14 protein-coding genes and 1 riboswitch are annotated in these 15,351 nt (G+C 70.7%); of the genes, 9 read left to right on the forward strand and 5 right to left on the reverse strand.

Annotated elements, in window-relative coordinates; translation table 11 throughout:
* Window positions 1-1,491: an Asp-tRNA(Asn)/Glu-tRNA(Gln) amidotransferase subunit GatA gene (gatA, locus tag ALIDE2_RS01580; RefSeq protein WP_013721238.1), complete on the reverse strand. Its 1,491-nt coding sequence runs from the start codon at window positions 1,489-1,491 to the stop codon at window positions 1-3.
* On the reverse strand, window positions 1,488-1,787 hold the full coding sequence (gatC, locus tag ALIDE2_RS01585; protein ID WP_013517287.1) for an Asp-tRNA(Asn)/Glu-tRNA(Gln) amidotransferase subunit GatC: 300 nt from the start codon (window positions 1,785-1,787) through the stop codon (window positions 1,488-1,490). The genes gatA and gatC overlap by 4 nt, the downstream gene beginning before the upstream one ends.
* Before the next feature lie 205 nt (window positions 1,788-1,992).
* On the opposite strand from gatC, the gene ALIDE2_RS01590 reads away from it, so the two are divergent.
* The 4 genes from ALIDE2_RS01590 to mrdA are packed head-to-tail and all read left to right on the forward strand — an operon-like array spanning window position 1,993 to window position 6,461.
* The gene (locus tag ALIDE2_RS01590) at window positions 1,993-3,036 is read left to right on the forward strand and encodes a rod shape-determining protein (RefSeq protein ID WP_013517288.1); all 1,044 of its coding nucleotides are present in this window, start codon (window positions 1,993-1,995) and stop codon (window positions 3,034-3,036) included.
* Between the two features lie 29 nt (window positions 3,037-3,065).
* Window positions 3,066-3,983 carry a rod shape-determining protein MreC gene (gene mreC, locus ALIDE2_RS01595; protein ID WP_013517289.1) on the forward strand — a complete coding sequence of 306 codons (918 nt, stop codon included), beginning with the start codon at window positions 3,066-3,068 and terminating at the stop codon, window positions 3,981-3,983.
* A complete protein-coding gene (gene mreD / locus ALIDE2_RS01600; protein ID WP_013721239.1) occupies window positions 3,980-4,501 on the forward strand; it encodes a rod shape-determining protein MreD in 522 nt (173 codons plus the stop codon). The genes mreC and mreD overlap by 4 nt, the downstream gene beginning before the upstream one ends.
* Window positions 4,502-4,517: 16 nt before the next feature.
* Window positions 4,518-6,461: a penicillin-binding protein 2 gene (gene mrdA, locus ALIDE2_RS01605; RefSeq protein WP_013517291.1), complete on the forward strand. Its 1,944-nt coding sequence runs from the start codon at window positions 4,518-4,520 to the stop codon at window positions 6,459-6,461.
* A 15-nt stretch (window positions 6,462-6,476) separates the two neighbouring features.
* On the opposite strand, the gene rocF is transcribed toward mrdA, so the two are convergent.
* The 3 genes from rocF to ALIDE2_RS01620 form a co-directional block, all read right to left on the reverse strand.
* Complete coding sequence (gene rocF / locus ALIDE2_RS01610) at window positions 6,477-7,388, reverse strand: arginase (RefSeq protein ID WP_013721240.1); 912 nt, start codon at window positions 7,386-7,388, stop codon at window positions 6,477-6,479.
* A gap of 13 nt (window positions 7,389-7,401) precedes the next feature.
* Entirely contained in the window at window positions 7,402-8,160 is a 759-nt protein-coding gene (locus tag ALIDE2_RS01615) for a sulfite exporter TauE/SafE family protein (RefSeq protein WP_013517293.1), read from the reverse strand.
* Window positions 8,161-8,406: 246 nt separating this feature from the next.
* Window positions 8,407-10,089 (reverse strand): GMC family oxidoreductase, encoded by a 1,683-nt coding sequence (locus ALIDE2_RS01620; RefSeq protein ID WP_013721241.1) that lies wholly within the window; start codon window positions 10,087-10,089, stop codon window positions 8,407-8,409.
* Window positions 10,090-10,355: 266 nt separating this feature from the next.
* Between ALIDE2_RS01620 and ALIDE2_RS01625 the strand changes: the two genes are divergently transcribed.
* The 5 genes from ALIDE2_RS01625 (at window position 10,356) to ALIDE2_RS01645 (ending at window position 15,331) form a co-directional block, all read left to right on the forward strand.
* A complete protein-coding gene (locus ALIDE2_RS01625; protein WP_013721242.1) occupies window positions 10,356-11,474 on the forward strand; it encodes an MlaE family ABC transporter permease in 1,119 nt (372 codons plus the stop codon).
* Between the two features lie 2 nt (window positions 11,475-11,476).
* A complete protein-coding gene (locus ALIDE2_RS01630; RefSeq protein WP_013517296.1) occupies window positions 11,477-12,280 on the forward strand; it encodes an ABC transporter ATP-binding protein in 804 nt (267 codons plus the stop codon).
* Window positions 12,280-13,257 carry an MlaD family protein gene (locus ALIDE2_RS01635; protein ID WP_013517297.1) on the forward strand — a complete coding sequence of 326 codons (978 nt, stop codon included), beginning with the start codon at window positions 12,280-12,282 and terminating at the stop codon, window positions 13,255-13,257. The genes ALIDE2_RS01630 and ALIDE2_RS01635 overlap by 1 nt, the downstream gene beginning before the upstream one ends.
* Window positions 13,258-13,267: 10 nt before the next feature.
* Window positions 13,268-13,948 carry an ABC-type transport auxiliary lipoprotein family protein gene (locus ALIDE2_RS01640; protein WP_013721243.1) on the forward strand — a complete coding sequence of 227 codons (681 nt, stop codon included), beginning with the start codon at window positions 13,268-13,270 and terminating at the stop codon, window positions 13,946-13,948.
* Window positions 13,949-14,321: 373 nt separating this feature from the next.
* Window positions 14,322-14,388, reverse strand: a riboswitch (Fluoride riboswitch).
* Between the two features lie 55 nt (window positions 14,389-14,443).
* Complete coding sequence (locus tag ALIDE2_RS01645) at window positions 14,444-15,331, forward strand: LysR substrate-binding domain-containing protein (protein WP_476489867.1); 888 nt, start codon at window positions 14,444-14,446, stop codon at window positions 15,329-15,331.
* The last annotated feature ends 20 nt before the right edge of the window (window positions 15,332-15,351 follow it).

A 15,351-nucleotide genomic window follows, 5' to 3' on the forward strand; every position in this document is an offset into this window, starting at 1 on the left:
TCAGATGCCCTCCGGCGCCCGGAGGTGGAAGTCTGTCGCCTGCTGCAGGCGGTGCGCGGCATTGAGCAGCCGCGCTTCCTGGAAGTAGTTGCCGATCAGCTGCAGGCCCACGGGCAGGCCGCCTTCGCCGAAGCCCGCGGGCACGCTCATGCCGGGCAGGCCGGCCAGCGAGGCGGGCAGGGTGTAGATGTCGGCCAGGTAGTTGGCCACCGGGTCGTTCTGGCTGCCCAGCCGCCAGGCCGTGGTGGGGGCCACGGGGCCGGCGATCAGGTCGCATTCCTTGAAGGCCGCCTGGAAGTCGTCGGCGATCATGCGGCGCAGCTTCTGCGCCTGCAGGTAGTAGGCGTCGTAGTAGCCCTCGGACAGCACGTAGGTGCCGATCATGATGCGGCGCTTGACCTCGTCGCCGAAGCCCTGGGCGCGGGTCTTCTTGTACATGTCCAGCAGGTCGGCGTAGTCCTTGGCGCGGTAGCCGTAGCGCACGCCGTCGAAGCGCGAGAGGTTGGACGAGGCCTCGGCGGGGGCCAGGATGTAGTACACGGGCACCGACAGATCGGTGCGCGGCAGCGTGATGGGCACCAGCCGGGCGCCGAGCTTCTCGTACTCCTTGAGCGCCGCGTCCACGGCGGCGTGCACGTCCGCCGCCAGGCCTTCGCCGAAGAACTCGGCCGGCACGCCGATGCGCAGGCCCTCCAGGCTGTCGCCCAGCGCGCGGCCGAAGTCCTCGGCGGGCCGGTCCAGGCTGGTCGAGTCGCGGTCGGGGTCGGGCCCGCACATGGCGGAGAGCAGCAGCGCGCAGTCCTCGGCCGAACGGGCCATCGGCCCCGCCTGGTCCAGGCTGGAGGCGAAGGCGATCATGCCGTAGCGGCTGGCGCGCCCGTAGGTGGGCTTGATTCCGGTGACGCCGCAGAAGCTTGCGGGCTGGCGGATCGAGCCGCCCGTGTCCGTGCCCGTCACGGCCGGCGCTAGGCGCGCGGCCACGGCGGCGGCCGAGCCGCCCGACGAGCCGCCGGGCACGCGCGCGCCGTCCCAGGGGTTGCGCACGGGCCGGGGCGCGTCGAACCCCACGGGGGCGACGGCCGAGTTCTCGTTGGTGCCGCCCATGGCGAACTCGTCGCAGTTGAGCTTGCCCAGCGTCACGCAGCCGGCTTCGGCCAGCCTGGCCACAACGGTGGCGTCGAACGGCGAGCGGTAGCCCGCCAGCATGCGGCTGGCGGCGGTGGTGGGGAAGTCGCGCGTGACGAAGATGTCCTTGTGCGCGATGGGCACGCCCGCCAGTGGCGCGGCGGTGCCTGCGGCTATCGATGCGTCCTGCGCGCGGGCCTGGGCCAGCGTGGCGTCCTCGTTCAGTGCCACGTAGGCGCCCAGGTGTTGGTGGCTCTTGGCGCGGGCCAGGAAATGCTGGGCGGCCTCCACGGCCGATACCTGGCCGCCGCGCAGCGCGGCGGCCAGCTGGGCCACGCCCATGTCGTGCAGTACGGTGGAGCTCATTCGATCACCTTGGGCACGAGGAAGAGGCCGCGTTCCACGGCGGGGGCGCTCTGCTGGTTCGCTTCGCGCTGGTCGGGTTCGCTGGCCACGTCGTCCCGCAGGCGCAGGTGCACGTCCTGGATCGCCGCGACGGGGTGGGGCAGCGGGGCGATGCCGCCGGTGTCCACGGCGCGCATCTTCTCCACGATGCCGAAGAAACCGTTGAGCTGAGTGAGCATGCGCTCGCTTTCGGCAGGGCTGAGCTCGAGCCGCGCCAGATGGGCGATGCGGCCGATGTCCTGGGGTGTCAGTGCCATAAGGGGATGGGGCGCGGGGAAACCGGATGTAAAGCTGTCATCCGTGCCGCGCCAGGGGAGTTATTCACAGGGGATGCGTTATTATCCCGGCTTTGCCGCAAGACCTCCACATTGCCGGTCATTGTGTGAAAAAAGCCAGCAAACACCCTGTAAAAACCCGGCGATGGCAGGCCGAAGCGCATGCCGTGCCTGAGAGGACCCCTGAATGTTCGGAGTTTTCCGTCGGTACTTCTCCACCGACCTGGCCATTGACCTTGGTACCGCCAACACCCTGATCTTCGCCCGCGACAAGGGCATCGTGCTCGACGAGCCTTCGGTCGTCGCCATCCGTCACGAGGGCGGCCCGCACGGCAAGAAGGTGATCCAGGCCGTGGGCCACGAGGCCAAGGCCATGCTGGGCAAGGTGCCCGGCAACATCGAGGCCATCCGGCCCATGAAGGACGGCGTGATCGCCGACTTCGTGATCACCGAGCAGATGATCAAGCAGTTCATCAAGATGGTGCACCCGCGCTCGGTGCTCACGCCCAGCCCGCGCATCATCATCTGCGTGCCCTGCGGCTCCACCCAGGTCGAGCGCCGCGCCATCAAGGACGCGGCCGAGGCCGCCGGCGCCACCGCCGTGTACCTGATCGAGGAGCCCATGGCCGCCGGCATCGGCGCCGGCCTGCCCGTGTCCGAGGCCTCGGGCTCGATGGTCGTGGACATCGGCGGCGGCACCACCGAGGTGGGCGTCATCAGCCTGGGCGGCATGGTCTACAAGGGCAGCGTGCGCGTGGGCGGCGACAAGTTCGACGAGTCCATCATCAACTACATCCGCCGCAACTACGGCATGCTGATCGGCGAACCTACGGCGGAGTCGATCAAGAAGAACATCGGCAGCGCCTTCCCCGGCAGCGAGGTCAAGGAGATGGAGGTCAAGGGCCGCAACCTCTCCGAGGGCGTGCCGCGCAGCTTCACGATCTCGTCCAACGAGGTGCTGGAGGCGCTGACCGAGCCGCTCAACCAGATCGTCTCGGCGGTGAAGACGGCGCTGGAGCAGACGCCCCCCGAGTTGGGCGCCGACATCGCCGAGCGCGGCATGATGCTCACCGGCGGCGGCGCGCTGCTGCGCGATCTCGACCGCCTGCTGGCCGAGGAGACCGGCCTGCCCGTGCTCGTGGCCGAGGAGCCCCTGACCTGCGTGGTGCGCGGCTGCGGCATTGCGCTCGAGCGCATGGACCGCCAGGGCAGCATCTTCACCAGCGAATAAGCGCGCGCCGCGCTTGGCAGGCAGCCCGCATGCCCCTGGGAACCCTGGACCGCACGGCCCCTACGCTGTTCAAGCACGGGCCGTCGCCGCTGTCCCGACTCACCCTCTACAGCGCCTTGGCGCTGTTTTTGATGGTGGCGGACGCGCGCTTCCACGTCGCCGATCCGCTGCGCAAGGCCGTGGCCACCGTGCTGTATCCGCTGCAGTGGCTCATGCTGCAGCCCGTGGAGCTGGCCGGCAAAGGCGCGCAGTATTTCCAGTCGCTGCAGGCGGCGCAGCAGGCCGCGGACGAGGCCAGCAAGAAGATGGCGCAGATGTCCGTGCGCGCGGGCGAGGCCGACCAGCTGCTGCGCGAGAACGCCGAGCTGCGCCAGCTGCTCGCGCTGCGCGAGCGCCTGGACACGCCGGCCCAGGCCGCGCAGGTGCTCTATGACACGGCCGACCCGTACACGCGCCGCATCATGGTGGACCGCGGCCAGCTGGCCGGGGTGGAGCCGGGCTCGCCCGTGGTGGACGCGGCCGGCGTGCTCGGCCAGGTCACGCGCGTGTTCCCCATGCTCAGCGAGGTCACCCTGCTCATCGACCGTGACCAGGCCATACCCGTGCTCAACCTGCGCACGGGCGCGCGCAGCGTGGCTTACGGCGACCCCGTGGCCGGCCCCGGCGGGGGCATGGAGCTGCGCTTCACGCCCGCCAATGCCGACGTGCAGGAGGGCGACCTGCTCACCACCAGCGGCGTGGACGGACTGTACCCCGCGGGCCTGCCCGTGGCGCGCGTGCTGCGCGTGGAGCGCCGGGCGGACTCGGCCTTCGCGCGCATCTACTGCGCGCCCCTGGCCCAGGTCCATGGCGCGCGCCACGTGATGGTGCTCAAGCCCCTCGTGGCCGACATGCCCGCACGCCCCGAGCCCGAGCCGGCGCCGCAGAAGCGCGGAGGCCGCAAATGATCATGCCCAAGGGCCAGCAGCTGCTGCTGCCGGTGAGCCCCGCCTTCATCTGGGCCAGCCTGCTGGCGGCCCTGGCGCTGAACATGCTGCCGCTGGGCCGCGTGGTCTGGACGCCGGATTGGGTCATGGTGCTGCTCGTGTTCTGGGGCATGCACCAGCCGCAGCGCGTGGGACTGGGCGTGGCCTTCGCCATGGGGCTGTGCATCGACGTGAACCAGTCTGCGTTGCTGGGCCAGCACGCGCTGGTGTATTGCGGCCTGATGTTCGGCGCCCAGTACACCCATCGCCGCTTGCTGTGGTTCGGGCAGCTGCTGCAGGCGCTGCAGCTGCTGCCGCTGTTCTTCGCCGCCCATGCGGTGGAGCTGGCGCTGCGCGTGGTCGCCGGCGGCGGTACCCTGCCCGGGTTCGAGGGCCTGGTGGCGCCGCTGCTGGAGGCGGCCATCTGGCCCCTGGCCAGCTGGATCCTGCTGGCGCCGCAGCGCCGGCCGCCGGACCAGGACGATAATCGTCCCTTGTGAACGGGGGCCGAAGGCGATGACCGAGCTGCGCAATGTCGAGGCCGACACCTGGCGCTTTCGCCTGCGCGTGTTCGTGCTGGGCGTGGTGGTGTTATTGGCCTTCGTGCTCATCGCCGCGCGCCTGGTGGTGCTGCAGGTGGTGCGCCACGAGGACCTGGCCGACCAGGCGGAAAGCAACCGCACGGCCATCGTGCCCATCGTGCCCAACCGCGGCCTGATCATCGACCGCAACGGCGTGGTGCTGGCCACCAATTATTCGGCCTACACGCTGGAGATCACGCCCTCGCGCGCCATGGACCTGGAGGCGACGATCGACGAGCTGGCCCAGATCGTGGACATACAGCCGCGCGACCGGCGCCGCTTCAAGCGCCTGCGCGAGGAGTCGCGCAGCTTCGACTCCCTGCCCATACGCACGCGCCTGACCGACCAGGAGGTGGCGCGCTTCGCGGCGCAGCGCTACCGCTTCCCCGGCGTGGAGATCAAGGCGCGGCTGTTCCGCAACTACCCGCTGGGTGAGGTGGCGAGCCACGCTATCGGCTACATCGGCCGTATCAACCAGCGCGAGAAGGAGCGCATCGAGGATTCGGACGACGCGGCCAACTACCGCGGCACGGACTACATCGGCAAGCTCGGCGTGGAGCAGAGCTTCGAGTCCACGCTGCACGGCCATACGGGCTTCGAGCGCATGGAGACCTCGGCCGGCGGCCACGCCGTGCGGCGCCTGAACAGCCACCCGGCCACGCCGGGCAACACGGTGATGCTGTCGCTGGACATCAAGCTGCAGAAGCTCGTCGAGGATATGTTCGGCGAACGCCGCGGCGCGCTCGTGGCGCTCGACCCGCGCAATGGCGAGGTGCTGGCGCTGGTGTCCAAGCCCACGTTCGACCCCAACCTGTTCGTCGAGGGCATAGACCAGGAGAACTGGCAGGCGCTCAACGAGTCCATCAACAAGCCCCTGCTCAACCGCGCGCTGCGCGGTACCTACCCGCCGGGCTCCACCTACAAGCCCTTCATGGCGCTGGCGGCGCTGGAGCTCAAGAAGCGCTCGCCCACGCAGGTCTACAGCGACCCGGGTTTCTTCAACTACGGCGGGCGCACCTTCCGCAGCCACGAAGGGGGCCTGGGCGGCGTGGACATGCACCGCGCCATCCAGTATTCGAGCAACACCTATTTCTACTCGCTGGCCGTGGACATGGGGGTGGACGTCATCCACGACTTCATGAAGCCGCTGGGCTTCGGCCAGATCACCGGCATCGACCTGGGGGGCGAGGTGCGCGGCGTGCTGCCCAGCACCGAGTGGAAGAGGAACACCTACAAGCGCCCGGAGATGAAGCGCTGGTATTCGGGCGAGACGGTGTCGCTGGGCATCGGCCAGGGCTACAACAACTTCACCATGCTGCAGCTGGCCGTGGCCGAGGCCACGCTCGCCAACGGCGGCACGCGCTACCGCCCGCACCTGGTCAAGGCCGTGAAGGACCAGGTCAGCGGCCAGGTGAGCGAGGTGCAGCAGCCCCCGGGCGAGCCGCTGGGCTTCAACCCCAAGAACGTGGCCATCGTGCACAACGCGCTCATGGCCGTGAACCAGGCGGGCACGGGCCGGCGCGTGTTCATGGGCGCGCCCTACACGTCGGCCGGCAAGACCGGCACGGCCCAGGCCGTGAGCCTGGGGCAGAACGTGAAGTACAACGCCAGGCTGTTGGAGGAGCACCAGCGCGATCATTCGCTGTTCGCCGCCTTCGCGCCGGTGGAGGAGCCCAGGATCGCCGTCGCCGTGATCGTGGAGAACGCAGGCTTCGGCGCCGCGGCCGCCGCGCCCATCGTGCGCCGCGTGTTCGATTACTGGCTGCTGGGCCAGTACCCCGGCGAGCAGGACTTGGCGGCCGTCGCCAAGGGCCAGGCCGGGGCTCCCGTAGGCGTGCCGCGGCGCGCCGACGAAGTCTCCGTCGTGCCGGAGCCTTGAGCGCCTGAACAGGCTCTACGCGCGCATCAGCGTGGACTTGCCGAACAGGCTCTCCAGCAGGTCCACCGCCAGCTCGGCCGTCTGGTTGCGCACGTCCAGCGCCGGGTTCAGCTCCATGACGTCCACCGAGCCCAGGGCGCCGCTGTCGGCCAGCATCTCCATGCACAGCTGGGTCTCGCGGTAGGTCGGGCCGCCGCGCACCGGCGTGCCCACGCCGGGCGCGATCGTGGGGTCCAGGCCATCCATGTCGAAGCTCAGGTGCAGGTGCGTGTTCTCGTCCACGTCGGCCAGGGCCGCCTGCATCACGGAGCGCATGCCCAGCTCGTCGATGCTGCGCATGTCGTACACCTCGATGCCCTGCGCGTTGACGAAGCGCTTCTCGGTCGCGTCCACGCTGCGCACGCCGAGCAGCGTGATCTGCCGCGCCTGCAGCGCCGGGGCCGCGCCCGCCAGTTGCGTGAGCTGCCGCGGCCCATGGCCCAGCAGGCAGGCCACGGGCATGCCGTGCAGGTTGCCGCTGGGCGACGAGGCCGGCGTGTTCGCGTCGGCATGGGCGTCGAGCCACAGCACCTTCAGGCGCCGGCCGCGCAGGCGGCAGTGCCGCGCCGCGGCGCTGATCGAGCCGATCGCCAGGCAATGGTCGCCCCCCATGAGCAGCGGCAGCCGGCCGGCGTCGAGCGCGGCCAGCGCGGCGGAGAACACCGCCTGGCTCCAGGCCGTCACCTCGGCCAGGTGCCGGAAGCCCCCGCTGGGCGCGGCCTGTGGGTTGCCCGGGCCGCTCAGGTTGCCCATGTCCTGCACGTCGGGCTCCAGCGCGCGCAGGGCGCGGGCGATGCCCGCGATGCGCAGCGCGTCCGGCCCCATGCTGGCGCCGAGCACGCTGGCGCCCACGTCGGTGGGGGCGCCGATCAGGGTCACGGGAGGCATGGCGTTCTCTCCTTCAACGCAGGAAGGCGTCGTAGCCGGTCTTGAGAATGAGCAGGCTCACCACCAGGATGAAGATGGCGCGCACGAAGCCCGTGCCATGGCGCAGCGCCATGTGCGTGCCCAGCAGGCTGCCCGCCACGTTGGCCACGGCCAGCGGCAGCGCGAAATGCCACCAGACATGCCCCTTGCTCGCGAACAGGATGATGGCCGCGATGTTGGTGGCCAGGTTCAGCAGCTTGGCCGACACCGAGGCGTTCAGGAAGTCGTAGCCCAGCAGGCGCACGAACGCGAACACGAAGAAGCTGCCGGCGCCGGGGCCGAAGAAGCCGTCGTAGAAGCCGATGGCCAGGCCGATCAGGCAGGCCAGCGCCGTCTCCATGCGGCCCGCGAAGCGCGGCTCGTGGTGGCGCCCCAGTTCCTTCTTGGCCAGCGTGTACAGCAGCACCGCCAGCAGGATGAGCGGGAGCAGCTTGCGCAGGAAGTCGGCCGAGACCACGGTGACGGTCCAGGCGCCGAAGAACGAGCCGGTGAAGCCCGCGCCGGCCGCGGGCAGCATGGCGCGCCAGGGCATCTGCACGCGGCGGCTGTACTGCCAGGTGGCCATGGCCGTACCGCAGATGGAGGCGCTTTTGTTGGTGCCCAGCAGGGTGGCGGGTGGGGCGTTGGTGAAGGTGGCGAACAGCGCGGGCACCAGGATCAGTCCGCCTCCGCCCACGATCGCATCCACGAAACCGGCGAGCAGCGAGGCCAGCGAGACGATGATCCATTCCATGCGCGGGATTGTCGCACCGCCACCACCGAGCCATCGGCCGCCGCGGCCGAGAAATAAAAAGGCACCTGGGTTGCAGGTGCCTTGTGAGTTGGCATCTCGTTGCGGATGCCTGATTCGGTTTGGGTGTTCTTGGATTTAGGGTTGTCTCCTCGGTCCCCTCGGTTGGCGAGCCGGGGCGCGCATCGAGTGCATGGAATGTAACGGGCCATTCCCTCGCCGTGTATCGGTGATTTCCCGCAGTGCGCCTCATGCGGCGGAGCGTATCCACTGCGCCGCCATCTCCGCCATCATCAGCGTGGGCGAGTTGGTGTTGCCGCTGGTGATGGTGGGCATGGCGCCCGCGTCCACCACGCGCAGCCCGGCCACGACGCCGCCCCGGCCGTCGCGCACGCGCATCTGCGGGTCGAGCACGGCCTGCGGATCGTCCACGTGCCCCATGCGCGTAGTGCCCACGGGGTGGAAGATGGTGGTGGCGATGTCGCCGGCCAGCCGCGCCAGTTCCTCGTCGCTCTGGTACTGCGGGCCGGGCTTGTATTCCTCGGGCCGGTAGGGGGCCAGCGCCGGCTGGGCCACGATGCGGCGCGTGAGGCGCAGGCTGTCGGCGGCCACCTGGCGGTCCTCGGGGGTCGAGAGGTAGTTGGGCGCGATGGCCGGCGCGGCGCGGAAGTCCGGGCTCTTGATGTTGACGCTGCCGCGGCTCGTGGGGTTCAGGTTGCAGACGCTGGCCGTGAAGGCCGGGAAGCCGTGCAGCGGCTCGCCGAAGGCTTCGAGTGACAGGGGCTGCACGTGGTACTCGAGGTTGGGGTAGGGCAGGTCGGGCCGGCTGCGCGTGAAGGCGCCGAGCTGCGAGGGCGCCATGCTCATGGGCCCGCTGCGCTTGAGCAGGTATTCCAGGCCGATCTTCGCCTTGCCCGCCAGGCTGGCGGCCATCTGGTTCAGGGTCGGCGTGTTCTGGACCTTGTACACGGCGCGGATCTGCAGGTGGTCCTGCAGGTTGGCTCCCACGCCGGGCAGGTCGAGCACCACGTCGATGCCGTGCTGCTTGAGCAGTGCCCCGGGGCCTATGCCCGACAGCTGCAGCAGCTGCGGCGAGTTGACGGCGCCGGCGCAGAGGATGAGCTCCCGCTGCGCATGGGCCGTGACCATTTCGTCGCCCGTCCACGCCTGCACGCCGGTGCAGCGCAGGCGGCCGTCCGGCTGGCGTTCCAGAGCCAACCGCGTGGCCTGGGCAGAGGTCCACAACTCGAAGTTCGGCCGCCCGTAGCAAGTGGGGCGCAGGAAGGCCTTGGCCGTGTTCCAGCGCCAGCCGTTCTTCTGGTTGACCTCGAAGTAGCCCACGCCCTCGTTGGTGCCGCGGTTGAAATCGTCGGTGGCGGGGATGCCGGCCTGCTGCGCGGCCTGGGCGAAGGCGTCCAGGATGTCCCAGCGCAGGCGCTGCCTGTCCACGCGCCATTCGCCCGTGCTGCCCGTGCGTTTGTTGCCGTGCAGGCGCTCGAAGGCTTCGTCCGCGTTGCCGGGTCGGTCCAGGCGCCAGTGGTCCTCGTGGCGGCGGAAGGCGGGCAGCACGTTGTCCCAGCGCCAGGCGTCGTCGCCGGTGATCTGTGCCCACTGGTCGTAGTCGCGCGCCTGGCCGCGCATGTAGATCATGCCGTTGATGCTGCTGCAGCCGCCCAGCGTCTTGCCGCGCGGGTAGCGCAGGCTGCGGCCGTTCAGGCCCGCGTCGGGCTCGGTCTGGTAGAGCCAGTCGGTGCGCGGGTTGCCTATGCAGTACAGGTAGCCTACGGGGATGTGGATCCAGTGGTAGTCGTCCTTGCGGCCGGCCTCCACGAGCAGCACGCGGCTGCGGGGATCCGCGCTCAGGCGGTTGGCCAGCAGGGCGCCGGCGGTGCCGCCGCCAATGATGATGTAGTCGAATGTGGTGTCGCTCATGGATGCCCAGGGAAAGGCGCCGCCGTTCCAGCCCGCGCGTTGATGCAGTGCAGCAGGCGATTGTGCAAAGCGGTATCCGGGTGTCGAGAGGGAAACCCCGGGATGCTATTATTTTCGTTGCTGCTTGCGCTTATCCCATGAGCGCAAGCGCCCCATTTTGATGTTTTTTCACGGCCGCCGCGGCCATGCTTTTGCCTCGCGGCGATCTGTGAAATGATGTGCCGCACATCCGCTGCAGCCCCGAGGAAGCCTTCGTTCTGACCATCATGTCCGCCCTCACTCCGCCATCGGTCGTGCAAGACGGCACCGCCACGCCCCGCGCGCTGCCGCAGGGGGACTGGGTGGCAGCGGCCTTTGCCGACCGGCGGGCCTGGCGGCGCCTGGCGGCGCAGCTCAAGGCCTGCGGCCCGGGCCATGCCTGGAGCCTGCAGGGGCTGGCGCGGCTGGACCACGTGGGCGCGCAGGTGCTGTGGAACCACTGGGGCCGGGCCTGGCCGGCGCAGGTCGACCTGAGCGCGGCACAGCGCGAGATGCTCGAACGCGTGGCGCGCTTTTCCACGCCCTGCGCGCCCGCGCCGCCCTGGCGCCTGGCCGACCAGATCGACCGCCTGGGCGTGCTGGTGCTGCGTGCGCTCGGCCATCTGGCCGACATGGTGGAGCTGGTGGGCCAGCTGCTGCTGGACCTGCTGCGGCTCGTGCGCAACCCGGCGCGCGCGCCCTGGCGCGACATCTCGGGCCACGTGTACCAGATGGGCGCCAAGGCGCTGCACATCACGGCCCTGGTGGGCTTCCTGATCGGCGTGGTGCTGGCCTACCTGATGAGCCTGCAGCTGCGCCAGTTCGGCGCCGAGGCCTTCATCGTCAACATCCTCGGCATCTCGCTGATCCGCGAGCTCGGGCCCATGCTCGGGGCGATTTTGGTGGCGGGGCGCTCGGGTTCGGCCATCACGGCGCAGATCGGCGTGATGCGCGTGACCGAGGAGCTCGACGCCATGCGCGTCATGGGCATCGCGCACGGCTTTCGCCTGGTGATGCCGCGCGCGCTGGCGCTGGGCCTGGCCATGCCGCTGATCGCGCTGTGGACCACGCTGGCGGCACTGGCCGGCGGCATGCTGGCGGCGGACCTGACCATGGGCATCTCGTCGGCCTATTTCCTGCAGGCGCTGCCGGCGGCGGTGAAGGTCTCCAACCTGTGGCTGGCCATGGCCAAGTCGGTGGTGTTCGGCGTGTTCATCGCGCTCATCGGCTGCCACTGGGGGCTGCGCGTCAAGCCCAACACCCAGAGCCTGGGCGAGGGCACCACGGCCTCGGTGGTCAGCGCCATCACCATGGTCATCGTGGTGGACGCGCTGTTCGCCGTGGCCTTCAAGAACTTGGGGTTCTGAGCATGCCCGGCACCTCCCCCGTCGTCGACATCCGCGGCCTGGCCACCGTCTTCGGCAAGGGCGACGCCGCCTTCACCGTGCACGACGACCTGCAGCTGGCCGTGGACCGCGGCGAGATCCTCTCGCTCGTGGGCGGCTCGGGCACGGGCAAGACGGTGCTGCTGCGCCACATCCTGGGCCTGACGCGGCCCACGCGCGGCAGCGTCACGGTGCTCGGCCGGCCGGCGGCCGAGCTCGGCGGCGAGGGCGCGAGCAGCCGCGTGGGCATGCTGTTCCAGCAGGGGGCGCTGTTCTCGGCCTTCAGCGTGCTCGACAACATCGCCTTCGCGCTCCGGGAGCTGGGCACGCTGCCGCACGCGCTCGTGGATGCCGCCGCCATGGTCAAGCTGCGCCTGGTGGGCCTCAAACCCGAGCACGCCACGCGCATGCCCGCCGACCTGTCCGGCGGCATGGTCAAGCGCGTGGCCCTGGCGCGCGCGCTCATCATGGACCCGCCGCTGCTGCTGCTCGACGAGCCCACGGCGGGGCTGGACCCGAACAGCTCGGACGAGTTCTGCGGCCTGCTGCGCGAGCTGCATGCGGCCCTGGGCCTCACCGTGATCATGGTCACGCACGATCTGGACACGCTGTTCGCCCTGTCCACGCGCGTGGCCGTGCTCGCCGACCGGCACGTCATCACCAGCGGCACGCCGCAGCAGGTGGCGCGGTTCGACCACCCCTTCGTCGACCACTTTTTCCGCGGGGAACGCGGCCGCCGCGCCATGGCGCAGCCGCCCGCCGCCGCCCCCGCGTCCAAGGAAGCCTGATGGAAAACAAGTCCCACGCCCTGGCTGCGGGCATCTTCGTGATCGTCGTGGCGGCGCTGCTGGCCGGCCTCGGCATGTGGCTCACGCGCGACCAGACCGCCTACCAAATCTACGAGCTGTCGAGCAAGGACAGCGTGAGCGGCCTGCAGCCCCAGGCGCCCGTGCGCTACAAGGGCGTGGCCGTGGGCAAGGTCACGCGGATCGGCTTCGACCCCGAAGCACCGGGCAACGTGCTGATCCGCATCGCCGTCAACACCACGGCCCCCATCAGCACCACCACGTTCGCCACGCTGGGCTACCAGGGCGTCACGGGCCTGGCCCACGTGCAGCTCGACGACGCCGACGCGCCCCTGCCCCAGCCCGCGCCCGGCGCCAGCGGCCTGCCGCGCCTGCCGCTGCAGACCTCCACGTTCAGCCAGGTGGCCGAGCAGGGGCCGGCCATCATGGCCCAGGTGCAGCAGGCCACGGAGCGCATCAACACGCTGCTGGGCGACGAGAACCAGCAGCGCTTCGCCACGGCGCTGCAGCAGCTGGGCGCGGCCGCGGGCAGCATCGACCAATTGGTCCGGCACCTGGACAACACGGTGAGCACGCGGCTCGACCCGGCGCTCGCCGGCGTGCCCGCGCTGACGCAGGACGCGCAGCAGACCCTGCATGCGCTGCGCCAGGCCGGCAGCAGCGCCGCCGGCGCGGCCGACGAGGTGCGCCAGGCGGTGCGCGCGCTCAATGCCGAGGGTGGTGCCCTGGCCGAGATCGCCAGCGGCGCCAAGTCGCTCACGACGGCGGCCGACCGCTTCGGGCGCGTCACGCTGCCGAGCCTGAACCGCGCCGCCGACGAGACCGCGCGCGCCGCGCGCCGCCTGGGCCGCACCGCCACGGGCATCAACGACAACCCGCAGTCGCTCATCTACGGCCCGGGCCGCGCCGCGGCCGCGCCGGGCGAGCCCGGATTCGTCGCGCCGCCCAACCAGCCTTGAGAGAGCCTTCATGAAGACTATCGAAACAATAGCTGTCTGCGCTTGCTGGAAGGGCGCCAGGGCCGTTTTTTGCATGATGCTCGCGGCCCTGGCCGCGGGCTGCTCCGTGCTGCCCGCGCCGCCCGTGCGCGCCGACGTGTACGACTTCGGCCCCGGCCCCATGCAGCCCGCGGGCGACGCGCAGGCCGCCGTGCCGCTCGCCCCCATCGTGCTGGCAGCCGTGGACACCGTGGGCATGCCCGAGGGCAGTTCCGCCCTGCTGTACCGCCTGGCCTATGCCAACGTCCAGCAGCTGCGCCCCTACACCCAGGCGCGTTGGAGCCAGCCCCCCGCCGACCTGCTGGCCCAGGCGCTGCGCGAGCGCCTGGGCCAGCGCCGCATGGTGCTCTCGGGCGATGGCGGCGCGGCCCTGCAGCTCGACCAGATCCGCCAGGCCAGCGTGCTGCGCGTGCAGCTCGAAGAGTTCAGCCAGATCTTCAGCACCCCCGATGCCAGCACCGGCCTGGTGCGCGTGCGCGCCATGCTGGCGGACGCCGGCCCTGCCGGCGAGGCGCTGCAGGCCCAGCGCGTGTTCATCGCCAGGCGCCCGGCCGCCACGTCCGACGCGGCAGGCGGCGCCCGAGCCCTGGCCGAGGCCGCGGCGCAGGTGGCCGACGAACTCGCTCACTGGGTGCAGCAGCAGGGCCGCTGAGCCGCCGGGCGCTCACGCGCCGCCCGCCTTGCGGCCTATGCGGCCGCAGCCGCCAGTGCGGCGAGTGCCCCGGCATCGCCGCGAAGAGCGCGATGGCCGCGCCGACGATGTAGGCGGCGATCAGGTTCGATGCCAGCGTGCCCATCGGGATGTGCGGCACCAACGGGTTCATCGCCAGGCTCGGCCCGTAGCGCGACGGCGCGCCGGTGATCGCGCCCAGGCTGATCGCCAGGACGGCATGGGCGCCCGTCATTGCGGGGCATCCTGTCCGAAACGTTGGAATGTGTGCATGGGTCATGGCCTCCAGGAAGGTCGCAGGCTGACCGGCGGCGGAAGCTGTATGCGGGAACGCCTACAGATCCGGCCGCGGCCAGGCTCCGCAGGCGTCATCAACCGCGCGACGCGGTGGTTTCAGGAGGAACGCCATCTCCTGGCGGCCGCTATACCCCGTGGATGGGAGAATCGGGGCCGCTCCCCCATTCCCCATCCCCTTCCGTGGCACGCCGCATCGACCCCTACAGCCTGCGCCTGTTCGTGGCCACCGCACAGGCCGGCTCCATCGTGCGCGCGGCTCAGCAGGAGCACATCGCCGCCTCGGCGCTGGGCCGGCGCCTGTCCGACCTGGAGCACGCCTTCGGCACGCCGCTGCTGGTGCGGTCGCCGCGCGGCATCGCGCTGACCGATGCCGGGCGGCTGGTGCTGGCGCGCGGGCGCAAGATCGACGACGACCTGCAGGCGCTGGTGCGCGAGGTGCAGACCGAGGGTGACGAGGTGCGCGGCACCGTGCGGCTGTACGCCAACATGTCCTCCGTCGTCGGCTTCCTGCCGGAGCGGCTCAAGCGCTTCATGGCCGCCTACCCGCAGGTGGCGGTCTCCCTGCACGAGGAGGACACACAGCAGGTGGTCCGCGCCTGCCTGGACGACCGGGCGGATGTGGGCGTGGGGGCGCAGATGGCGGTACCCGCGGGCCTGGATGCCTGGCATTTCGCGCAGGATCCCCTGCACGTGGTCATGCCCGCTGGCCATCCCCTGGCGGCGCAGGCTGCTGTGGGCTTCGGCCAGGTCCTGGGGCATGCGCTGATCGGCGTGCGCCAGGGCGGGGCGCTGGACCGGACCATGCATGAGCGCGCCCAGGCGCTGGGCCAGCGCTTCGCGCCGGCGGTCTCGGTCGGCAGCTTCGACGCGGTATGCCGCATGGTGGAGGCGGGCCTGGGCATCGCGCTGATACCGCGCAGCGCGGCGGCGGCCTATGCGGGCAGCGCCACCTTCGCGCTGCGCCCGCTGGACGAGCCCTGGGCCGCGCGCAGCCTGCATCTGTACGCGCTGCACCGCTCGCCCCAGCCGCGCGCGGTCCAGGCGCTGCTGGACTGCCTGCGCGGGTAATTGCCAATCGCGCGTTTCGC

Origin of the sequence: Alicycliphilus denitrificans K601 (assembly GCF_000204645.1) — a bacterium.
GTDB lineage: Bacteria > Pseudomonadota > Gammaproteobacteria > Burkholderiales > Burkholderiaceae_C > Alicycliphilus > Alicycliphilus denitrificans.